The organism is Shinella sp. Sh6 (assembly GCF_055392685.1).
Genome location: NZ_AP044007.1, coordinates 43259 through 63014 on the forward strand (window position 1 = coordinate 43259; position 19756 = coordinate 63014).

The following is a 19756-nucleotide window of genomic DNA, read 5'->3' on the forward strand; positions in this document are numbered from 1 at the left end:
CGCAGACCATCCTCAAGCCGCCGAGGTCCCCTGAATGGATCAATTTTTCGCACGATTCGCCACGGCGACCGCCCATGCGACGGGAAGCCCCATCACCTTCATCCTGTGCGTGGCCGCCGTTCTCCTCTGGGCGGTATCCGGCCCGCTCTTCGGCTTCTCCGAGACGTGGCAACTGGTGATCAACACGGGAACGACGATCGTCACGTTCCTCATGGTGTTCCTCATCCAGAACACGCAGAACCGCGACAGCGCGGCGATCCAGGCCAAGCTCGACGAGATCATCCTGTTCTCCGACGCCGAAAACGATTTCGTCGGCATCGAGCGGCTGACGGACAAGGAGCTGGAAGAGCTTCACGCCCATTGCGAGAAGGCGGCCGAGCGCTCGCAGGCGATGCTGCAGAACACCCACGCCGAAAGAAAGGCGAGGAAGAGCCGGCGACCCTAACCGTCTTCGCGCGGACCAAATGAAGGAGCCGGGGAACATCCGGCGCGTCTTCCTGTTGGAAAGGAATATCCACGCAAAGGAGAATGGCATGGCCACGACCGAGGACGCCTATCCACCCGCCCTCCACCGCCATACCCCGCAGGAACTGATCGCGGCCTTCGCCATCGCCTGCATGATCGGCGGGCTGCTGACGGATATCGCCTACTGGAAAAGCGCCGAGTTCCTCTGGGCCGATTTTTCCGCCTGGCTGGTTTCGACGAGCGCGGTGGCCGCCGTCGTCGCAATCCTCGCCGCGCTCATCGGCCATCTCGTCGCCCGCCCGCGGCGACGGCTCGTGCCGCGCCTGCCCTATCTTCTCGCCGGCATCCTCGTCGTGGTGCTCGCCGTCTTCAACACGCTGATCCACAGCCGCGACGCCTGGACCTCGGTCGTCCCGTGGGGGCTGACGCTCTCGGCGGCCACGGTCTTCGTGCTGCTGCTGACGGCCATCTGGCGCATGGTCGAGCTTCGCCGCGCCGACCGGGAGGTCCAGCCATGACATCGCTCCGCAACGCTCTCCTGCTCCTGCCCCTCCTCGGGCTGGCCTCGGCCTGCAGCGACGACGATTTCGACCTGCAAACGCAGATCGGCGCCGATCCTGAACTGCCCGAACAGCAGCAATATCTGTTTCCGCCCATGCATATCGCCTCGGTCGTCGGCTGGAAGAAGGACGAGACGCCGGCGGTCGCGCCGGGCCTCAAGATCGCCGCCTTCGCCACCGGCCTACAGCATCCGCGCTCCGTCTACGTTCTGCCGAACGGCGACGTGCTGGCGGTGGAATCCAAGGGCCCGGGAACGGAACCCGCCCGCCGGCCGAAGGACCTCGTCATGGGCTGGATCCAGTCGCTCTCGACCGGCAGTGGCGGCGACCAGCCGAGCAACCGCATCACCCTGCTTCGCGACGCCGACGGCGACGGCGTGCCGGAGGTGAAGAGCGTCTTCCTCGACCATCTCGATTCGCCCTTCGGCGTCGCCCTCGTCGGCAACGACCTCTATGTCGCCAACACCAACGCGATCATGCGCTATCCCTACCGGACCGGCGAGACCGCGATCACCGCCAGGCCGACCATGCTGACTGCGCTTCCCGGCGGGCCGATCGATCACCACTGGACGAAGAGCCTTGTCGCCAGCCCCGACGGCACCAAGCTCTATGTCGGCGTCGGCTCCAACAGCAACATCACCGAGAACGGCATACAGGCCGAGGAAAACCGCGCCGCCGTCTGGGAGGTCGACCGGACGACCGGGGCCTGGCGCATCTTCGCCAGCGGCCTGCGCAACCCGAACGGCCTCAGCATCGAGCCGGTGACGAAACAGCTCTGGGCCGTGGTGAACGAGCGCGACGAGCTCGGCCCGAACCTCGTTCCCGACTATATGACCTCGGTCCGCGACGGCGCCTTCTATGGCTGGCCCTACAGCTATTACGGCCAGCACGTCGATCCCCGTGTCATGCCGCAGCGGCCCGATCTCGTCGAGAAGGCCATCGCACCGGACTATGCGCTCGGCTCCCATGTCGCGCCCCTGGGGATGACCTTCTATGCGGCCGAAGCCCTGCCGGAGAAATATCGCGGCGGTGCCTTCGTCGGCGAGCACGGCAGTTGGAACCGCCAGAAGTTCAACGGCTACAAGGTCGTCTTCGTGCCCTTCGAGGACGGCCGTCCGAGCGGCAAGGCCGAGGACGTGGTGACCGGCTTCCTCGACAAGGACGACGAGGCCCGCGGACGCCCGGTCGGCGTCGGTGTCGATGCGAAGGGGGCGCTGCTGATCGCCGACGACGTCGGCAACACCGTCTGGCGCGTCACGGCCGGCTCCTGATCAGGCAAGCCCGCGCGTCAGATAGTCGGCGGTGACGAAGGCAAGGAGCACGAACACCCAGAAGAGCGCGCCGAGCGCTGCGATCCGCAGCAGACCCGAGACTTCCCGCAGGTGCATGTAGCGCCAGAAGACGAGGCCGGATTTCACGCTCGCGACAGCCAGCGCGACGGTGAGCCCGATCATGCCGCTGAGGACGAAGCTCGCCGCGAGGGTCAGCCCGAGCAGGGCGAGCAGCACGATCCAGACGACGACGGGGGATGCGGTGCGCATGGCCTCACCTCGCAAGATAGAAGATGGGATAGAGGAAGATCCAGATCACGTCGACGAGGTGCCAGTAGAGTCCGGCATTCACCATCACGATGCTGCGCTCCGGCAGGGGCAGCGTGCCGCGCAGCAGCCGCACCGCCAGCGTCGCCAGGAGGCCGATACCGATGGAAAGGTGCACGGCATGCAGCGCCGTCGCGATCAGGTAGAGGTTCATGAAGGCGTGCCGGGCCGGCGACGAAAATTCCGTCGCGGCGCCCGGCAGCGGCAGGATGCCTTCCGCATACTCCATCCGGTATTCCACCGCCTTCAGGGCGAGAAAGCCGAGGCCGAGCAGGATGGCCGTGGCCAGCACCGCCGGCCGGGCGCGCCCCTCGCGCGCCTCCTCCACCGCCAGCGCGACCAGCAGGCTCGATGTCAGGAGCAGCGCCGTGTTCGCCGCGCCGATGAAATAATGCATCTGCCGCGAGGCGGCGACGACTTCCGGCGCACGTTCCAGCCGCAGGTAGAGCGCGACGAGGAAGAGGCCGGAAAACAGCATCGTCTCGCTGGCAAGGAAGATGTACATGCCCATCATCGCCGCCTCGCGCTGCTGGCCGGGCGCGGCATAGGGCTCGCGGACGCGGTCAGCCATCCTCGTCTCCCTCCATCTCGACATGGTAGTCGTAGGGCGGGCCGTCGACGACCGGCACGGCGTCGAAATTGTGCTTGGGCGGCGGCGAGCGGGTCTGCCATTCGAGACCCGTCACGCCCCAGGGATTGTCGCCGGCCGGCGGGCCGTAGCGCAGGGCGTAGAAGAGATAGGCGAAGGGCATGAGATAGGCGAGGCCGAGAATGCCCGCGCCCGCCGAGGACAGGACATGCAGCACCTGGAATTCCGGCGGATAGACGTGGTAGCGGCGCGGCATGCCGAGATAGCCAAGCAGGAACTGCGGGAAGAAGGTGAGGTTGAAGCCGAGGAAGATGAGGAGCGCCGACAGCCGCCCCCAGACCAGCGAATAGCGGCGGCCGAACATCTTCGGCCACCAGAAATGCAGCGCCCCGAAGAAGGCGGAGACCGCCCCGCCCACCATGATGTAGTGGAAATGCGCCACCACGAAATAGGTGTCGTGCACATGCACGTCGACCGCCAGCATGGCGAGGATGAGGCCGGTGAGCCCGCCGACCACGAAGAGGCCGATGAAGGCCATGGCGAAGAGGAAGGGCGGATCGAGCGAGATGTGGCCCTTATAGAGCGTCGCCGTCCAGTTGTAGACCTTGACGCCCGAGGGAATGGCGACGGCGATGCTGAGGAAGGAGAAGACGGCGCTCGCATACATCGACTGGCCGGAGACGAACATGTGGTGCCCCCAGACGAAAAAGCCGAGGACGGCAATCGCCATGGAGGAGCCGGCGACGAAGGCATAGCCGAAGATCGGCTTGCGGGCGGCGGCCGCCACCAGCTCGCTCACCACGCCGAGCGCCGGCAGCACCATGATGTAGACGGCCGGATGGCTGTAGAACCAGAAGAGGTGCTGGTAGAGCAGCGGATCGCCGCCGACCGCGGGATCGAAGACGCCGAGGCCGAACAGCCGTTCGGCGGCGATCAGCGCCAGCGTGATCGACAGCACGGGCGTCGCCAGCACGAGGATCAGCGACGTGGCGTAGATCGACCAGACGAAGAGCGGCAGCCGGCCCCAGGTCATGCCGGGGCAGCGCAGCTTGTGCACCGTGACGATGAAGTTCAGCCCCGTCAGGATCGAGGAGAAGCCGGCGACGAAGACGGCGGTCGCCGCGAGCACCACCTGGCCGTGGGCGAACATCGAGGAGAGCGGCGTGTAGAAGGTCCAGCCGGTATCGAGGCCGCCGAGGATCAGCACCGCCAGCGTGAAGAGCCCGGCCAGCATGAAGATGTACCAGCTGAGGAGATTGAGCCGCGGAAAGGCGAGGTCGCGGGCGCCGATCATCAGCGGCACAAGGAAATTGCCGAAGGTGTTGGGGATCGACGGGATCAGGAAGAACCAGACCATGATCACGCCATGCAGCGTGAAGGCGCGGTTGTAGCCCTCGTTGCTGAGGAGGTCGCCCGCCGGGGTCAGGAGATCGAGGCGCACCAGCGCCGCCGCCGCCCCGCCGACGAAAAAGAAGAAGGTGATCGAGATCAGGTAGAGAATGGCGATGCGCTTGTGATCGGTGGTCAGGAGCCAGGATTTCAGCGTATGGCCGGCGCGCAGGTAGCTGACGCGCTCCGCCGGGGTTTCCGACAGGCCGGTATCGGCGAGGTTTTCCCGGTCTGGCCGTTCCTGCGGGGTCATTGCCGCTCCTTTCCGCCCTTCAGCGACTGGATATAGGCCACGAGCTTCAGAACCTCCTCCTCGTCGAGGACGTTGGCGAAGGTCGGCATGATCGGCGGATAGCCGGCCGCGATTTGCGCCTGCGGCAGGAGAATGCTGTCGCGCAGGTATTGCGCGTCGGCGATCACCGTCCCGCCGCTTTCCAGCGGCACGGGGCGCATGTAGAGGCCGGCAAGATCCGGCGCGTGCACCGTGGATGCCGGGTCGTGGCAGCCGCTGCAGCCGCGCTGGCGGAAGAGCACGGCGCCCTCGGCGGCGAGCGTCCGGTCGGTGCCTGTCTCCTCCAGCCAGCGGGCATAGTCGGCCGGTTCCATGACGACGACGCTGCCGCCCATCACCGAATGGTCCGCGCCGCAGAATTCCGCGCAGGCGAGGCGGTAGGTGCCCGGCATGTCCGCCGTGAACCACATCGACGTATAGCGCCCCGGCACGACGTCCTGCTTCAGCCGCAGCGCCGGCACGAAGAGGCTGTGCACCACGTCCTGCGAGGCCATGACGAGGCGCACGGGCTCGCCGGCGGGCACATGCAGTTCGTTGATCTCGCCCTGCCCTTCGGGATGCCTGAACTTCCACATCCATTGCTTTGCGACGACGTCGATCTCCAGCGCTTCGGCCGGCGGATGGTAGAGCCCGGCGAAGAGATGGGTCGACCAGACATAGAAGCCGATCAGCAGCAGGAAGGGGACCAGCGTCCAGGAGACTTCCAGCCAGACGTTGCGGTCCGGCGCGTGCCGGCGGTTCGCCGGCTTGCCGCGGCGATACTTCGTGGCAAAGACGACGATCAGGATGAAGACGGGCGCCGAGAGCGCGACGATCAGCACCGTGAAGGCGCCGATCAGCAGATCCACCTCGCGGCTGTAGGCGGAGGCCGCGCCGGGCCAGAGCGCGATGAAATCGCTCATGCCTCCTCCTTCCGCGCCTTGCGGCGCTCCCGCCGGAAAGCGGCCGCCAGCGCCAGCCCGCCGGCCCCGACCGTCACGCCGCCGGCGAGCCGCAGCGCCGTCCAGACCAGCGGCGAATAGCGGCCTGTCTCGGGATCGTAGTGGTAGCACAGGAGCAGCAGTTTTTCGGCAAGGCCGCCGATGGTGCCTTCGCCGGCTTCCGTCAGGGCCAGTTGCACATCGTCCGGCGCGGGGGCGAGGCCATAGAGCCAGCGGCTCAGCCGCCCGTCCGGCGTCAGCACCGCGACGGCGGCGACATGGGCGTACTGGCCGATCCGGTCGTCCCATTGATAGCGGTAGCCGAGCGCATCGGTGACCGCCCGGATATCCGCCATGCTGCCGGTCAGGGCATGAACGCCGCTTTCGAGGATCGCCGGAAAGCGCAGGCGCAATTCCTGCAGGGATGCGGCTGCGGCGTCCGGGCCTTCTTCAGGGTCGATACCGAAGGCGACGAGGGTAAAATCCTGCCCCGGCCGGTATTTCTGGGCGGAGATCGCCTGCATCAGGCCCGAAAGGGTGACGCCGCAAATATTGGGGCAGCGGTGCAGCACGGGGGCGAGCAGGATCGGCTTGCCGTTGGCAAGGGCGCGCAGGCTCGTCCGCGTGCCATCGGCCTGCGTGAAAGGAAGATCGAGCGGCACGGCAGCGGCGGGTTTCTCATCGATGCCGGCCGCCTGGAACGGGTCGAAGGCATGGGCGGCACCGCCGATGGCGAGAAACGCGATGAGGAGGAGGCGGATCATGGCCCGCCCTCCTTCGGCTTGTCGGCGGCCCCGTCCGGCCAGCCGCGTTCGGCAAGAAGGTCCATCGCCCTTTCGATCGGGATATGGACCCGGCCGGCGGAGGCGTCGGTCCAGCCGTAGCCGGCGAGCCGCGCGGCGGCCCTCTCCTGCAGGCGCCGGCGCTCCCCGGCGGGATCGACCTGCAGGCGAATGCCCTCCCTGACCTCGCTGCGGCCCCTGGAAGGCACCGGCTGGAAGGCATGGATGAGCCAGCCGACGAAGGCGAAGGAGACGATCAGCCCCGCCGTCACGGCCGCGCCGAAGAGCAGGATCCGGCCGGCGCCGACATCACGCTTCTCGAAAGCGGGTTGGGATCGTTCGGTCATCGCATCCCTCCCCTGATCAGGCCGAGGAGCGACAGGGCGAAGGCGACGAAAGCGATGCCGCCGCCTTCCGGCAGCGAAGGCAGGACCAGCCAGAGATATTCGAGCGCGTTCGCCAGGAGGCTCGCCGCCGCGATGAGGCGCAGGAGGCCGATATCCCCACGCACGGGCGGAAAGAGCAGCGCAAGAAGCGCGGCAAGACGAAGCCCGGTGAAGACCTCTGCCGTTACCGCCCAGGGCCCGGCGCCGCGGGCCAGATACCATTGCGCCAGCTTGGGCAGGTTGTCCGACCAGACGATGAAATATTGCATGAAGGCGAAATAGGGCCAGAGCAGTTGCACCGAGAGGAACAGCACACCCAGCAGGCAGACATTCTCCGCCGGCGGATCGGGCTCGCTTACCAGCACGATGAAGCTGAAGGCGGTGAGGACCTGAAGCGCCAGAACGTAGAGCCCGAAACCCGAGGAATGGAAATCCGTGTCGAGCGACATCAGCCAGTCGACGGCAAGCACGCCGTCGAGAAGCACGAAGGCGACCAAGGCGATCACCGCAGCGCCCTTGCTCGCCGTTTTAAGCGCAAGGCCGAGCACGATGAAAAGCGCAAGGACGGCAACGCCGCGCAGGCCGAAGAACAGCGGCGTCAGGTAGACCGCCTTGAACCCCTCCAGATCGTTCGCCCCGGCCCAGGGATAGAGCCACGCCGCTCCGGCAAGGATCGGCAGCGCCGCCGGCAGCGCGAACGGAAGCAAGGACAGTCCGCTCTCCGCCTCCCGGCCCATCGCCCCGCGCCATTTTCCCGGCACAAGCCGCATGACCGCGACGAAGAGGAGGCAGCCGAACGGCACGCCGACTGCCAGACAAAGCGCCGCCAGCCATCCGGCAAGCGCCGCCCGCAGGTCCGCAAGCCCGAGCAGCAGCGCCGCGGCCAGGCCCACGGCCGCCGGCATCGGGCGGGGAAAAGCGAGCCCGGCCCTCATGATCCCGCCTTTCCGAGCTTTCGGCGCTCGTCCTCGGAGAGCTCCGAGGCTGCCGCGTCCTGGCTGAGTTGCAGGGCGCGGATATAGGCGGCGATGGCCCAGCGGTCGGCCGGAGAAACGCGGTTCGCATAGGAATACATGACGCCGTGGCCATGGGTGATGACATCGACGAAATGGCGCGACGGCGCGGTGCGCAGCCGGGCGATATGAAAACTCGGCGGCTGCGGAAAGCCCCGTGCCGGCACAGTGCCTTCGCCGAAACCGGCGGCATCGTGACAGGGCGTGCAATAGATGCCGTAGCGCTCGCGGCCGCGCACCAGCAGGGCCGCGGTCAGCGGCGGCCGCTCTGCCAGCGCGCGCTGCTGCTCCGCCGCATCGCGCGCCACCGTGCCCTCGGGCGGCGCCTGCAACGCCTTGCCGTCGGCGAAGAGCTTGCTCTCCTCGTAGGAATCGTAGCGCGGCTGGTGGCGCATGTCGTCGCAACCGGCGAGAAGGAGGGCGATCAGCGGCAGGAGCAGCCTCATTCCGGCTCCTCCGTCGATTGGATCGCCTCGACGCGGAGCGGTTCCAGCGATTGGAGGAAGGCGGCCGTTTCCGCGATCTCGAAGCGGGGATCGTTGCAGAAGATGGCGAGGAAGAAGCGGTCGGCGCTCGCGCGGTGGAAATCCGTGACCCCGAAGACCGGATGGTGCAGGCGCGGCAGGTGGTTCAGCACCAGCATGCCGGCAATCGCGAAGCCGACCGCGAACAGCACCATCAGCTCGAAGGTGATCAGCATGAAGGGCTGCCAGGCAAAGAGCGGCCGCCCGCCGATGGCGATCGGATAGGCGTCGTTCGTATAGAGCTGCAACCCGTAGCCCGTCGCCGCGCCCAGCACGCCGCCGGTGAGGCAGAGCCAGGGCACGACGTTCCCGGTCATTCCGAGCGCTTGCCGCATCTCCTCGAGCGGATAGGGCGAATAGGCATCGAGCGAGCGGTAGCCGGCCTCCCGGCTCCGGCGGACGGCATCGACCAGTTGCTCCGGCGCGCGGAATTCCGCCATCAGCCCGAAGGGTTCCTTGTCGGCGGAGGGCTCACGCATGGCGGAGATCCCCCGTTTCGCGCAGCGCTTCCTTCACCTCGAAGGCTGAGATCACCGGCAGGAAGCGGACGAAGAGCAGGAAGGGCGCAAGGAAGACGCCGATCATGCCGGCAAACAGCAGCCATTCCCACAAGCTCGCGTGGTACTCGCCCCAGGAGGAAACGAGATAGTCCCGGTAGAGCGCCGTCATCAGCAGCATGTAGCGCTCGTACCACATGCCGACGACGACGGAGGTGGCGATGAGGAAGAGCACGGCCGGCCTTGCCCGGATGCCGCGGAACCACAGCAATTGCAGCGGCACGAAATTGAAGATCACCGCGCCCCAGTAGCTATAGGCGTAAAGGCCGGTGAAACGGTCGTGCAGCGTGGCGAGGTCCTGCTTTTCCCCGCCGTAGAGCGCGTCGAACACCTCGTAGACGTAGCCGTAGGCCGTCATCAGGCCGGTGGCCAGCAGGAAGCGGGCGAGCAGGTCGAGATGCCGTTCGGTGACGATATCCCGGAGCGACAGCGCATGGCGCAGCGTCACGGCGATCATCAGCACGACGGCAAAACCCGAGAAGGCGGCGCCCATGACGAAATAGGCCGGGAAGACCGTGGAAGTCCAGCCGGGAATGGGCCCGGCGGCAAAGAGCAGCGAGATTTCCGAATGCACCGAGACGACGAGCGGCACGGCGATTGCCGCTGTCAGCCGATAGGCCTGCTGCCAGCGCGCCCAATGCCGGCCCGAGCCGCGCCAGCCGAGCGCCGCAAGCCCGTAGAGGACCTGGGCGCGGCGGGTCTTCGCCCGGTCACGCACGGAAGCGAGATCGGGCACGATGCCGATATACCAGAAGAGCAGCGACACGGTGAGATAGGTCAGCACCGCGAAGAAATCCCAGCTCAGGGGGCTCTTGAACTGCGGATAGAGCGTCATCGTGTTGGGATAGGGCGCCATCCAGTAGAACAGCCAGGGACGCCCGAGATGCAGGATCGGATAGAGCCCGGCGCAGACGACGGCAAACAGCGTCATCGCCTCGGCGAAGCGGTTGAGGGAATTGCGCCAATGGGCATTGGTGATCAGGAGCAGCGCGGAAATCAGCGTTCCGGCATGGCCGATGCCGAGGAACCAGACATAGTTGGAGATCGCCAGTCCCCAATTGACCGGAATATTGTTGCCCCACATGCCGACGCCGTTGAGGAAGAGCGCGCCGGCCGCAACGAAGAAACAGCCGAGCAGGAGCAGGGACAGGCCGAAGAGCAGCCACCAGTTGCGCATATGCGGATGGTGAAGCGGGATGCGCGTGATCTCGGCGGTGATGCGGGTATCGGAGGCGGTCTCGCTCATCCCTTCTCCTCCGCAGGATCGGATATCCGCGCCAGGTAGGTGGTGCGCGGCCGGGTGTTCGCCTCGGCAAGCAGGGTGTAGTTGCGCGGATCTGCCTTGCCTTTCGAGACGGCGGAGGCGTTGTCGGCGATATTGCCGAACACGATCGCCTTCGTCGGGCAGGCCTGCTGGCAGGCGGTGACCACCTCGCCCTCGCGGATATCGCGGCCTTCCCTGTCGGCCGCAATGCGCGCCCCGGCGATGCGCTGGACGCAGTAGGTGCACTTCTCCATCACGCCGCGGCTGCGCACCGTCACATCGGGATTGCGCATGGCCCGGATGGTCTCCGGATCGTTGCCGGTGAAATCGAACCAGTTGAAGCGCCGCACCTTGTAGGGACAGTAGGACGAGCAGGTGCGGGTGCCGATGCAGCGGTTGTAGACCTGCAGATTGAGTCCGTCGGCGCTGTGGATCGCGGCATTGACCGGACAGCCCATCTCGCAGGGCGCATCCTCGCAATGCATGCAGGGCACCGGCTGGAAATGGTGTTTCGGGTCGGCGACATCGCCTTCGTGGTAGTGATCGATGCGCAGCCAGTGCATCTCGCGCCCCTCGGCGACGAGGTCCTTGCCGACGACGGGAATGTTGTTTTCCGCCTGGCAGGCGGTCACGCAGGCATTGCAGCCGATGCAGAGGTCGAGGTCGATCACCATGCCCCAGGACGGATCCTGCACCGGCGCCTTCGGATAGAAGGACGCGTTCTCCTCCGCCTGCTTCCCGTCGGGCACGGCGCCGCCGGGCAGAACCGTGCGGACGAAATCGAAGCCGTCCATCGCCTGATGCGGCTGCGTCGTCGCAATCGCCTCGTGCCGGCCCGCCGGCTCCAGCCGCACGCCGCCGCGCTGCCAGCGATTGGCGCCCTGCTGCAGGGCATAGGCATCGTGGCCGAGGCCTTCGGCCAACCCGCCTTCATGCCGCCGGCCATAGCCGAGCGTCACGGAAACGACCCCGTCGTGCTGGCCGGGCGTGACCCGGACCGGGCCGGCGACCGAGGCGCTTCCCACGGAAATGGTGACGACATCGCCGGTCTCAAGTCCGCGTTCCAGCGCCAGTCCCGGCCCGATGCCGATGACATTGCCCCAGGTGACCTTGCTCAGCGGGCGCGGCGTTTCCTGCGCCCAGGCATTGTCGGAAAGAGAGCCGTCCCACACGCCGGCATCGGGGCGGATCACCAGCGTAAGGCCTTCGGCCGCGGTTTCCGGCACGATGGCCGGCGCGGCCCCGGCGGGGGTCGGCAAGACTACGGGCGCTGCCGTATCCGCCACCCGGCCCTCCAGCAGGGCTTGCTGCCAGCGGGCGGAAAAATCCGCGCCCCAGCGTTCCCGCCAGGTCTCCTCGACCAGGGTGCGGTCCGAGACGTTCCGCCCCATCAGCCCGGCCAGCAGGACCGGGGCGGTCCGCACATCGTAAAACGGCCGCACCAGCGGCTGGAGGATAGAGGCGCTCCCGTCGACGGCGCGGGCATCGCCCCAGCTTTCGAGATCGTGCTGCAGGGGCAGGTGCCATTGGCACAGCGCCGCCGTTTCATCCCGGTGGGTGCCCGCATGGATGGTCGTCGCGACCGCCTTCAGGTGCCGGGCAAGATCGAGATCGCCCGGCGCGGCATAGACGGGATTGGCGCCGACGATCATCAGCGTCGAGACCGCGCCGGCATCGATATCCCGCGCCAGCACCGAAAGGCTCTCCTCGCCATCCGGCGGCGCGGCAAGCACGGGCTCGGAAAACCGCATCGTCTCGCCGAAGCTGCCGAGACGGTGGTTCATCCGCATGGCAAGCGCCTGCCAGTCGGCCGGCAGGCAGTCGCCGGCGATCACGAGGCCGCGCGGGCCTGCGTCCTTCAGGGCCTTTACGGCATCGGAAAGCCAATCGCTCTGCGTGCGGGAGAGGCCGGCGACCGGCACCGTCCCGCTTTCCAGTCCCTCCGCCAGCGCCGTCAGCAGACGGCCGATCCGCCCGGGACTTGCCATCAGCCGCCGGTCGGCCGCAACGCCGGTCGCCGACGGCACCGGCTCGGCCGCCAGAAGCCGGAACCGCCCCTTTCCTGCCTGCCGCCTGCGCCGCGCTTCGGCGAATTGCCGCGCATTCGGCGTCTGCCGCGGCCCCGGCCCCAGGAAGTCGCCGTCGAAGCTGACCACGACCTCCGCCTTGTCGAAGGCCGGCTGGCGATCGAGGACACGGCCGAAAAGCTGCCGCGCAGCGCGGCGCCATTCCGCCGGTCCCGCCGGGTCGCTCACATGCCAGCGCGCCTGCGGCCAGCGCCGCATCATCGCGGCGATCTGCGCCAGCATGGTCGGCGACGAGAGAGGCCCCGTCAGAAGGCGCAGGCCCCTGCCCTTTTCCTGATCGAGCCGGACGGCAAGGTCGTCGGCGAACCGCTCGAACAGGCTCCAGGCGACGGGCCGCCCTTCCCGGCGGGGCGCCTGCGAGCGGGCGGGATCGTAGAGGCCGAGCAAGGCGGCCTGGGTAAAGGCATCCGTCGCGCCGCCGCAGACCGGGTGATCGGGATTGCCTTCCAGCTTGATCGGCCGGCCGGAGACGGTCTTGCCGAGAACCGGCTGGGCATAGCCCTCGAAGACGGCCGCCGTCGCATACCAGCGAACCGCGCCATCCGCAAAGCCCTCCGGCTCGCGCACATAGGGCAGCGCCTTTTCATCCGCCTGCGCGCCGCAGCCGGAAAGCCCGGCCAGCGCCAGGCTCGCGGCCATGGCCTTGAGCAAGGTCCTCCGATCGACACCGTCCGGGCGGCCCGCCGCCGCTCTTTCCCACCTTTCGCGCTGCCGATCCCCTGTCATGACATCACCTGTGACAGATGTTGCATTGGGTGAGCTTGGCCGGCTCGATCCCGTAGACCTTGGTCATCAACTCGCCGTAGACGGCGTGGATGCCGGGCTCTTCGTCCCAATTGCTCCAGTCCATGCGGGTGATTTCGGCGGGCGGGCGCAGATGCGGGGCGGGATTGCGATGGCAATCGAGGCACCATTGCATCTGGAAGGGCTGCGCCCGGCTCATCAGCGGCATGCGGTCGACCCGGCCGTGGCAGGTGACGCAGGGCACGCCACGGGAAAGATGGATCGAATGGTCGAAATAGACATAGTCCGGCAGGCGCGCCACGCGCTGCCATTCGAGCGGCTTGCCTGAAGCAAGGCTCGCCCGCACCGGCGCCAGCATCGGCGCGCCGGTCCAGATCTGCGAATGACAGGTCATGCAGGTGAAGGTCGAGGGCAGGCCGGCATGGGCGCCGGTTTCGGCCGCCGCGTGGCAATAGCGGCAATCGATGCCGAGCTCGCCCACATGATGCTGGTGGCTGAAGGGCACCGGCTGAGGCTCGACCCAGCCGACGAGCGTGGCATAGCTCGAATCCGCGTAACCGCCGAGAACGACCAGCGCCATCACAAGGGCCACCACCCCGAGCAATGCCGCCGCCCGCAGCCGGGTGTCCGCCGATGCTGTGAAGATCTGCGCCACGCTCTCCCCTCCAATGCACGCAACGATCGGCAGCGGCTTTGGTTCCACGCCTCGATGGGTTGGCCACGGGCGGCGGGAACATCGACCCGGCAGGAAAGTTTGGTCGTAGATCCAGCATCTTTCCGGCGAGGAGGCATCATGACCCGGCAATCGATCGCGGGCGGGCGGGCCCGGCCCTGGTGGGCCACCGTGACCGGGGTTGCCGCCGGCCTTCTCGGGCTCGGGCTTCTCGGCCTCGGCGCATGGCTGCTTCTTCTCGGCGGAAGCCCCTATTATGCAGCCGCCGGCCTGATGCTGCTTGCTGCCGGCGTCCTCATCGTCCTCGGCCGGCCCGCGGGCATCTGGCTCTATGCGGCCCTGCTCGTCGGCACGGTCCTGTGGTCGCTCTACGAGGTGGGCCTCGACGGATGGGCGCTGATCCCGCGGCTCGTCGCGCCGGCCGTCCTCGGCATCTGGCTGTTCTCGCCGCTGGTGGCGGGCCGGCTGCGGGTTTCCCGGCAAAGCACCGTCTGGCCCTGTTATGCGGCAATGGCCGCGTGCGCGATCCTGATCGGACTCGTCTTCCTCGCCGGCTACCGCATCACCGAGCGGCGCACGATCGAGGCCGCCGCGGCGCCGGCAAACACCGTGGCTGGAATCGCGGCCGGGGATGACGACGGCGTCGCTCCGGAAAACTGGAATTTCTACGGCCGCACCCCGGCCGGCGACCGCTATTCGCCCCTCGACCGCATCACGCCGGAAAACGTCTCGCATCTCACGCAGGCCTGGTCCTTCTCGACCGGCGACCTGCCGAAGGAGGGCGAGAACAGCAACGGCCGCGAATTCAGCTTCGAGGTGACGCCGATCAAGGTCGGCGACAGCCTTTATTTCTGCACGCCGCACCGGGACGTCGTGGCGCTCGATGCGACGACCGGCCAGCAGAAATGGCGCTACAGCCCCGGCGGCGACATGTCGAAGAACGTCTATCAGGCCTGCCGCGGCGTTTCCTATTTCGAGGCGCCGCAGACGTCCTGCCCGCACCGGATCATTTCCACCGCATCGGACCTGCCGCGGCTTATCGCGCTCGATGCGGAGACGGGCAAGCCGTGCGAAACCTTCGGAAGCAATGGCCAGGTCGACCTGCGCGAGCATATGGGCCCGGTTCCGCCGGGCTTTCACTTCATCTCCTCGCCGCCGATGATCGTCAACGGCAAGATCATCCTCGGCGGCTGGGTCTACGACAACCAGACAGTGGGCGAGCCGTCCGGCGTCGTGCGCGCCTTCGATGCGGTCTCCGGCGCGCCCGCCTGGTCCTGGGATATCGGCAAGACGCCTGCCAACAGGAAGCCCGCGCCCGATGAGACCTATACGCGCGGCACGCCGAACGGCTGGGGCGTCTATACGGCCGATCCCGGGCTGAACCTCGTCTATGTCCCGCTCGGCTCGCCGACGCCGGATTATTTCGGCGGCAAGCGTCGACCGTTCGACGATGCCTATTCCAGTTCGCTCGTCGCCCTCGATATCGCGACCGGCGCGGAGCGCTGGCATTTCCAGACCGTTCATCACGATCTGTGGGATTTCGACCTGCCGGCCGGCCCGGCGCTCGTCGACCTGCCGGACCGGAACGGCAGCGTCGTTCCCGCCCTGATCCAGACGACGAAACAGGGCGAGATCTTCGTTCTCGACCGCCGCACCGGCCAGCCGGTCTTCCCGGTCGAGGAAAAGCCGGTCCCAAGCGGCGACATTCCGGGCGAGCGCTATTCGCCGACCCAGCCCTTCTCGACCGGCATGCCCTCCCTGCGGGCGCCGAAGCTCACGGAAAAGGACATGTGGGGCGCAACCCCGGTCGACCAGTTGCTCTGCCGTATTGAATTCCGCCGGATGCATGACGAAGGCCTGTTCACGCCGCCGGGCCTCAGGCCCACCATCGGCTGGCCGGCCTTCGACGGCACGTCCGACTGGTATGGCGCGACCGTCGATCCGGCCCGGCGCATGATGTATATCAACACCACCTTCATGCCCTTCAAGCTGCGCATGCTTCCCTATGGAAAGGCCCTCGAAAAAGGCCTGTTCCAGGCGTGGTCGGGCTGGAACGAGCCCTATCCGCAGCCGCCTTTCAAGAACAATCCGCAGCACGGAACGCCGTTTTCGATCGTCGTCGAACCCTGGCTCAGCCCTCTGGAAATCCCTTGCGTCCAGCCGCCATGGGGCCAGATGCAGGCAATCGACCTTGCGAGCCGCAAGGTCCTCTGGCAGCGCCCCTTCGGCACGACCCGCGACATGGGGCCGTTCGGCCTGCGCCTGCCCGTCGGTCTGCCGACCGGCGTCTTCAGCATGGGCGGCAGCATCGCGACGAAAAGCGGCCTCCTGTTCATCGGCGCGACGACGGACCAATATATCCGCGCCCTCGATGCGAAGAGCGGCAAGACCCTTTGGAGCGACCATCTTCCCGCCGGCGGCAACGCCACGCCCCTGACCTATCTCGGCCGCGACGGCCGCCAATACGTCGTCATCGCGGCCGGGGGACACGGGGGCCTGAGGTCGAGGAACGGCGACCGGATCGTGGCCTACGCCCTGCCGCGGCCGTAGCGCGCCTCTCCCGGTGGAAACCGGCAGCCTTGCCCCCGAACAAAAATATGATAGTTCTAGTCATCTTACGGCCCTGCCAGACCTGGGGCCGTTCAGCCAGGCCCCATCCAACGAGGAGCGTCCCGGGCGGTGAGCTATCTGCACTCGATGACCTGCTATACCGAAGGCATCAAGGTCCTTGCGCCGGTGAAATGGCGCAGCCTCGACGGCCTCGTCGGCGTCTTCTGGGATGCGGAGGGCCAGCCGGGCGCGAAGGGCTACTATCTTTCGCCCGATCCCCGCATCGTGATCTTCTTCAACGACGTGTCGCCCTTCATCCGGATGACCAACCGCGAAGGCGGGATGGGAGACCATGCGCGCCCCATGACGCGGGCGATCTACGTGCCGGCCGGCGTGCCGCTGTGGACGGGCTTTACCGCCGCGCACCGCTTTTCCCATCTCGACCTGCACATGCACAAGGACCGGCTCTCGCGGTTCCTCACCCCCTCGGTCGGCGCATCGGCCGCGCTGGCCGCACAGCGCCGGCCGGTCGAGCTGCAGGATGCCGGGGCGATCGAGACTTTGGCCGGCCTGCTGGTCGACGAGGTCGCGACGCCGACGCGGCACGCGGTCTATGCGGAAAGCCTCGTCGCGGGCATCGTCACGGGCCTGCTCGATATTCCCGAGCAGGGCAGCGAACAGTCCAACGGCCGGCTCACCCAGGCGCAGATGAACAGGCTGACCGCCCGCATCAGGGCCTGCGGCGGCCGGCCCCTCAGCGTCGCCGACATGGCCGAGACCGTCGGCCTTTCCGAAAGCTGGTTCGCCAACGTCTTCAAGCAGACCACCGGCAAGACGCCGCTGCAATGGCAGCTCGGCAAGCGCATCGACCTTGCGCAGGCGCTGCTCGTGGAAAACGAACTGACCATCGCCGACATCGCCGCCCAGCTCGGCTTTTCCGACCAGGCGCACCTCACCAAGGCCTTCCGCCAGGTCGTCGGCGGAACACCCGCCGCCTGGCGGCGGATGCAGCAGGCGCGCTGAAGGCCGGAGCCCCACCCGGAGAAAAACCCCGGGCGGGACGGATACTCACCAGGTCTGGCGCAGGGTCGCGTAGATCGCGCGGCCCGGATTGTAGTAGTAGGCGCCGCCGTCGTCGTTGGCGATGTGCTTCTCGTCGAACAGGTTGCTGACGTTGAGCTGGAACGTCGTGTTCTCCTGGATCTTGTAGGTGAAGGCCGCATCGAAGACGATCGCCGGGTCCGACTTGCGGGTGTTGGCGTTGTCGAAATAGTACGATCCCGTATAGCGCGCGCCCAGCCCGAAGGTCATGTCGCCGCGCCGCCCGTCACCCTCCAGCGTATAGGTGCCCCAGATCGAGGCCAGATGCTCGGGGACCTGCGCGAAGCTGTTGCCGTCCAGCTTGCCGCCTTCCTCGACGATCCGGGAATCGATGTAGGAATAGGCGGCGATCAGGTTGATATTGTTCGGCATCTCGACCTTGGCTTCGAGATCGAGACCGCGATGGCGGATCTTGTTCACCGTGGCAGGCAGGTATATGGGCGCGTCGCGGGTCGTGATGTTCTCCAGCGTCAGATCGTAGATGGAGGCGCTGAGCAAGGCCGAGAATGCGTCCGGGCGATATTTGACCCCGACTTCATACTGCTTGCCGGTGGTGGGCTCGATTCCCACGCTCGGCGGCGCAACGGATTCGGCGTAGCTGACATAGGCGGCGACTTCGTCCGTGATCTTGTAGTTCAGGCCAAGCCGCTTGGTGAACTCGCTGTAGTCGTCCCTCGTCGTGGCACCGCTCGCCAGATCCGTTTCGCTGAGATCGAGCCAGTCGTTGCGCAGACCGATGCTCGCGGTCAGCCTGTCGAAGAAGGTCAGATCCTGCTGGAAGTAGATGGCCTTGGTCTTCTGGTCGTTCTCCTGCCATGCGCGGTTTGCAAACGAACCGGATGGGCCGGAAAAGACCGGGTTCTGCCAGTTGATGCCCGTCGCCGAACCGCCCCAGACCGGGGGATATTCATAGCGCGTGTCGCCTTCCGATTCGAGTTTGCTGTATTCGACGCCGGCAAGCGTGCGGCTGTCCACCTGGTCCAGGCTCGCCTCGTAGAGCATATGCGCATCGAGGACGAGTTGCTGGTTGGACCCTTCGCTCTTGAAGAAAATACGATCCGCCTCGGTGTCCGCCGGATCGAACGCGCCCTTTTCATCGAAGATGTAGGCATAGCCGAAGCCGGTGTTCGACTTGCTGTAGCGGGCGCTGGAATTGAAGGTCAGGCCGTTGCCGAAATCGTGGTCGAGCATGACGCTGTAGGTGTTCCGGTTCGTCGTGTCGTAGTTGAAGTCCGGTTCGCCGAAGAAGCGGTCCCTGTCGAAATCCGTGCCGCGCGGGTGGCCGCCGCCGCTCGGCGTGCCGTCCCTGTCCAGATGGTCGAAGGTGAAGGTCAGGCTGGTCGTATCGGTCGGGCGCCAGGTCAGGCCGCCCAGGATGAAGTTCTCATCATCCTGGGAATAATCGTATTCGGCGTCGGACCGCTGGAACTTGCCGGTCAGGCGGTAGGAAAGCGTATCGTCCTCGGTGATGTTGTCGCCGAAGTCGAAGCCCGTTTCCTTGTGCGCGAACGAGCCGCCCGTGCCGTAGACCTCGCCGAAGCGCTCGCTCTTCGGGGTCTTGGTGACGTAGTTTACCGAACCGCCCGGGTCGGAGACGCCGAAGCCGGTGGAATTGGCGCCCTTCAGGACCTCGATGCGCTCGAAGGCATAGGGTTCCTCGAGAATGCCGCTCCAGGTCCGGCCGACGACCAGCCCGTCGCGGTAGGTGAAGGGCGTGAAGCCGCGGATCTTGAAGTAGTCGTAGCGGTCGTCCGAACCGTAATAGTCCGTGACGACGCCCGCGGTATATTGCACGACCTGCTCGACGCTGCTCGCGGCGCGCTCCTGGATTTCCCTGGAGGTGATGACGGAGACCGTGGCGGGCGTTTCCAGGATATCCGACGGCATCTTGCCGACAGCGGTGGTCTTCCTGGCGACGATCGTCTTGGAATCGTTGTCGGCACCCGTGCCCTCGCCGTCGACGGTGATCGTCTCCAGAACCGTGGCGGAAGCCCCGTTCGCCTCCTGCGCGCGCAGCGAAGCCGGCGCGAAGGCAACGAGCGCCGTGCATCCCAGAAGAAGCGCGTTCCTGTAGCGGATGAAGGATTGCCTGCCGGCGCTGCCTGTCTTTTCGATGTGCATTGGTTCCGTTCCGAAAGCCGGTGTTTCCATTGCCGTCCCGGCAGGCAAAGCCCCCATGCCGAAGTCCAGCCCGGACAGACGACCCCTTCCGAACCGGATCCTTTCGGCCCGGTCGTCGGCAGCGATACGCGATGTCCCCTG

The 19756-nt window shown here is 66.7% G+C and carries 18 protein-coding genes; 5 read left to right on the forward strand and 13 right to left on the reverse strand.

The window, feature by feature from the left end; translation table 11 throughout:
- Positions 1-34: 34 nt before the first annotated feature.
- The 3 genes from ACZ5TO_RS22340 to ACZ5TO_RS22350 all read left to right on the forward strand — a co-directional run bounded on the left by ACZ5TO_RS22340 (position 35) and on the right by ACZ5TO_RS22350 (position 2296).
- The gene (locus ACZ5TO_RS22340) at positions 35-445 is read left to right on the forward strand and encodes a low affinity iron permease family protein (RefSeq protein WP_464801171.1); all 411 of its coding nucleotides are present in this window, start codon (positions 35-37) and stop codon (positions 443-445) included.
- Positions 446-533: 88 nt separating this feature from the next.
- Entirely contained in the window at positions 534-983 is a 450-nt protein-coding gene (locus ACZ5TO_RS22345) for a DUF2231 domain-containing protein (RefSeq protein WP_464801172.1), read from the forward strand.
- Entirely contained in the window at positions 980-2296 is a 1317-nt protein-coding gene (locus ACZ5TO_RS22350; protein ID WP_464801173.1) for a PQQ-dependent sugar dehydrogenase, read from the forward strand. Before ACZ5TO_RS22345 ends, ACZ5TO_RS22350 begins: the two co-directional genes overlap by 4 nt.
- On the opposite strand, the gene ACZ5TO_RS22355 is transcribed toward ACZ5TO_RS22350, so the two are convergent.
- The 12 genes from ACZ5TO_RS22355 to ACZ5TO_RS22410 form a co-directional block, all read right to left on the reverse strand.
- Positions 2297-2566, reverse strand: coding sequence for a cytochrome C oxidase subunit IV family protein (locus tag ACZ5TO_RS22355; RefSeq protein WP_464801174.1), 270 nt, complete (start codon positions 2564-2566; stop codon positions 2297-2299). It lies immediately after the preceding gene.
- 4 nt (positions 2567-2570) lie between these two features.
- Positions 2571-3194, reverse strand: coding sequence for a cytochrome c oxidase subunit 3 (locus ACZ5TO_RS22360; protein ID WP_464801175.1), 624 nt, complete (start codon positions 3192-3194; stop codon positions 2571-2573).
- On the reverse strand, positions 3187-4854 hold the full coding sequence (locus ACZ5TO_RS22365) for a cytochrome c oxidase subunit I (RefSeq protein WP_464801176.1): 1668 nt from the start codon (positions 4852-4854) through the stop codon (positions 3187-3189). The genes ACZ5TO_RS22360 and ACZ5TO_RS22365 overlap by 8 nt, the downstream gene beginning before the upstream one ends.
- Positions 4851-5795 carry a cytochrome c oxidase subunit II gene (gene coxB / locus ACZ5TO_RS22370; protein WP_464801177.1) on the reverse strand — a complete coding sequence of 315 codons (945 nt, stop codon included), beginning with the start codon at positions 5793-5795 and terminating at the stop codon, positions 4851-4853. Before coxB ends, ACZ5TO_RS22365 begins: the two co-directional genes overlap by 4 nt.
- Positions 5792-6577: an SCO family protein gene (locus tag ACZ5TO_RS22375; protein WP_464801178.1), complete on the reverse strand. Its 786-nt coding sequence runs from the start codon at positions 6575-6577 to the stop codon at positions 5792-5794. The genes coxB and ACZ5TO_RS22375 overlap by 4 nt, the downstream gene beginning before the upstream one ends.
- Positions 6574-6942: a hypothetical protein gene (locus ACZ5TO_RS22380; RefSeq protein ID WP_464801179.1), complete on the reverse strand. Its 369-nt coding sequence runs from the start codon at positions 6940-6942 to the stop codon at positions 6574-6576. The genes ACZ5TO_RS22375 and ACZ5TO_RS22380 overlap by 4 nt, the downstream gene beginning before the upstream one ends.
- A complete protein-coding gene (locus ACZ5TO_RS22385) occupies positions 6939-7916 on the reverse strand; it encodes a hypothetical protein (protein WP_464801180.1) in 978 nt (325 codons plus the stop codon). The genes ACZ5TO_RS22380 and ACZ5TO_RS22385 overlap by 4 nt, the downstream gene beginning before the upstream one ends.
- The gene (locus ACZ5TO_RS22390; protein WP_464801181.1) at positions 7913-8440 is read right to left on the reverse strand and encodes a c-type cytochrome; all 528 of its coding nucleotides are present in this window, start codon (positions 8438-8440) and stop codon (positions 7913-7915) included. The genes ACZ5TO_RS22385 and ACZ5TO_RS22390 overlap by 4 nt, the downstream gene beginning before the upstream one ends.
- A complete protein-coding gene (locus ACZ5TO_RS22395; RefSeq protein ID WP_464801182.1) occupies positions 8437-8997 on the reverse strand; it encodes a DUF3341 domain-containing protein in 561 nt (186 codons plus the stop codon). The genes ACZ5TO_RS22390 and ACZ5TO_RS22395 overlap by 4 nt, the downstream gene beginning before the upstream one ends.
- Positions 8990-10321 (reverse strand): NrfD/PsrC family molybdoenzyme membrane anchor subunit, encoded by a 1332-nt coding sequence (gene nrfD, locus ACZ5TO_RS22400; protein WP_464801183.1) that lies wholly within the window; start codon positions 10319-10321, stop codon positions 8990-8992. The genes ACZ5TO_RS22395 and nrfD overlap by 8 nt, the downstream gene beginning before the upstream one ends.
- Positions 10318-13065 carry a 4Fe-4S dicluster domain-containing protein gene (locus tag ACZ5TO_RS22405; protein WP_464801184.1) on the reverse strand — a complete coding sequence of 916 codons (2748 nt, stop codon included), beginning with the start codon at positions 13063-13065 and terminating at the stop codon, positions 10318-10320. The genes nrfD and ACZ5TO_RS22405 overlap by 4 nt, the downstream gene beginning before the upstream one ends.
- Before the next feature lie 91 nt (positions 13066-13156).
- Positions 13157-13825 carry a cytochrome c3 family protein gene (locus ACZ5TO_RS22410; protein ID WP_464801185.1) on the reverse strand — a complete coding sequence of 223 codons (669 nt, stop codon included), beginning with the start codon at positions 13823-13825 and terminating at the stop codon, positions 13157-13159.
- 138 nt (positions 13826-13963) lie between these two features.
- On the opposite strand from ACZ5TO_RS22410, the gene ACZ5TO_RS22415 reads away from it, so the two are divergent.
- Both ACZ5TO_RS22415 and ACZ5TO_RS22420 read left to right on the forward strand, forming a co-directional pair.
- Positions 13964-16393 (forward strand): membrane-bound PQQ-dependent dehydrogenase, glucose/quinate/shikimate family, encoded by a 2430-nt coding sequence (locus ACZ5TO_RS22415; protein ID WP_464801186.1) that lies wholly within the window; start codon positions 13964-13966, stop codon positions 16391-16393.
- 129 nt (positions 16394-16522) lie between these two features.
- Positions 16523-17416, forward strand: coding sequence for a helix-turn-helix domain-containing protein (locus ACZ5TO_RS22420; RefSeq protein WP_343059459.1), 894 nt, complete (start codon positions 16523-16525; stop codon positions 17414-17416).
- A gap of 45 nt (positions 17417-17461) precedes the next feature.
- Here ACZ5TO_RS22420 and ACZ5TO_RS22425 read toward each other — a convergent pair whose 3' ends face one another.
- Positions 17462-19615, reverse strand: coding sequence for a TonB-dependent siderophore receptor (locus ACZ5TO_RS22425; protein ID WP_464801187.1), 2154 nt, complete (start codon positions 19613-19615; stop codon positions 17462-17464).
- Positions 19616-19756 lie beyond the last annotated feature (141 nt).

Bases quoted from the DNA above. Each gene is read 5' to 3' on its own strand.
- ACZ5TO_RS22405 (WP_464801184.1), bottom strand. From the start codon at position 13,065: ATGGCCGCGAGCCTGGCGCTGGCCGGGCTTTCCGGCTGCGGCGCGCAG.
- coxB (WP_464801177.1), bottom strand. From the start codon at position 5,795: ATGAGCGATTTCATCGCGCTCTGGCCCGGCGCGGCCTCCGCCTACAGC.
- ACZ5TO_RS22415 (WP_464801186.1), top strand. From the start codon at position 13,964: ATGACCCGGCAATCGATCGCGGGCGGGCGGGCCCGGCCCTGGTGGGCC.
- nrfD (WP_464801183.1), bottom strand. From the start codon at position 10,321: ATGAGCGAGACCGCCTCCGATACCCGCATCACCGCCGAGATCACGCGC.
- ACZ5TO_RS22350 (WP_464801173.1), top strand. From the start codon at position 980: ATGACATCGCTCCGCAACGCTCTCCTGCTCCTGCCCCTCCTCGGGCTG.
- ACZ5TO_RS22345 (WP_464801172.1), top strand. From the start codon at position 534: ATGGCCACGACCGAGGACGCCTATCCACCCGCCCTCCACCGCCATACC.
- ACZ5TO_RS22395 (WP_464801182.1), bottom strand. From the start codon at position 8,997: ATGCGTGAGCCCTCCGCCGACAAGGAACCCTTCGGGCTGATGGCGGAA.
- ACZ5TO_RS22365 (WP_464801176.1), bottom strand. From the start codon at position 4,854: ATGACCCCGCAGGAACGGCCAGACCGGGAAAACCTCGCCGATACCGGC.
- ACZ5TO_RS22355 (WP_464801174.1), bottom strand. From the start codon at position 2,566: ATGCGCACCGCATCCCCCGTCGTCGTCTGGATCGTGCTGCTCGCCCTG.
- ACZ5TO_RS22340 (WP_464801171.1), top strand. From the start codon at position 35: ATGGATCAATTTTTCGCACGATTCGCCACGGCGACCGCCCATGCGACG.
- ACZ5TO_RS22390 (WP_464801181.1), bottom strand. From the start codon at position 8,440: ATGAGGCTGCTCCTGCCGCTGATCGCCCTCCTTCTCGCCGGTTGCGAC.
- ACZ5TO_RS22385 (WP_464801180.1), bottom strand. From the start codon at position 7,916: ATGAGGGCCGGGCTCGCTTTTCCCCGCCCGATGCCGGCGGCCGTGGGC.
- ACZ5TO_RS22360 (WP_464801175.1), bottom strand. From the start codon at position 3,194: ATGGCTGACCGCGTCCGCGAGCCCTATGCCGCGCCCGGCCAGCAGCGC.
- ACZ5TO_RS22425 (WP_464801187.1), bottom strand. From the start codon at position 19,615: ATGCACATCGAAAAGACAGGCAGCGCCGGCAGGCAATCCTTCATCCGC.
- ACZ5TO_RS22380 (WP_464801179.1), bottom strand. From the start codon at position 6,942: ATGACCGAACGATCCCAACCCGCTTTCGAGAAGCGTGATGTCGGCGCC.
- ACZ5TO_RS22375 (WP_464801178.1), bottom strand. From the start codon at position 6,577: ATGATCCGCCTCCTCCTCATCGCGTTTCTCGCCATCGGCGGTGCCGCC.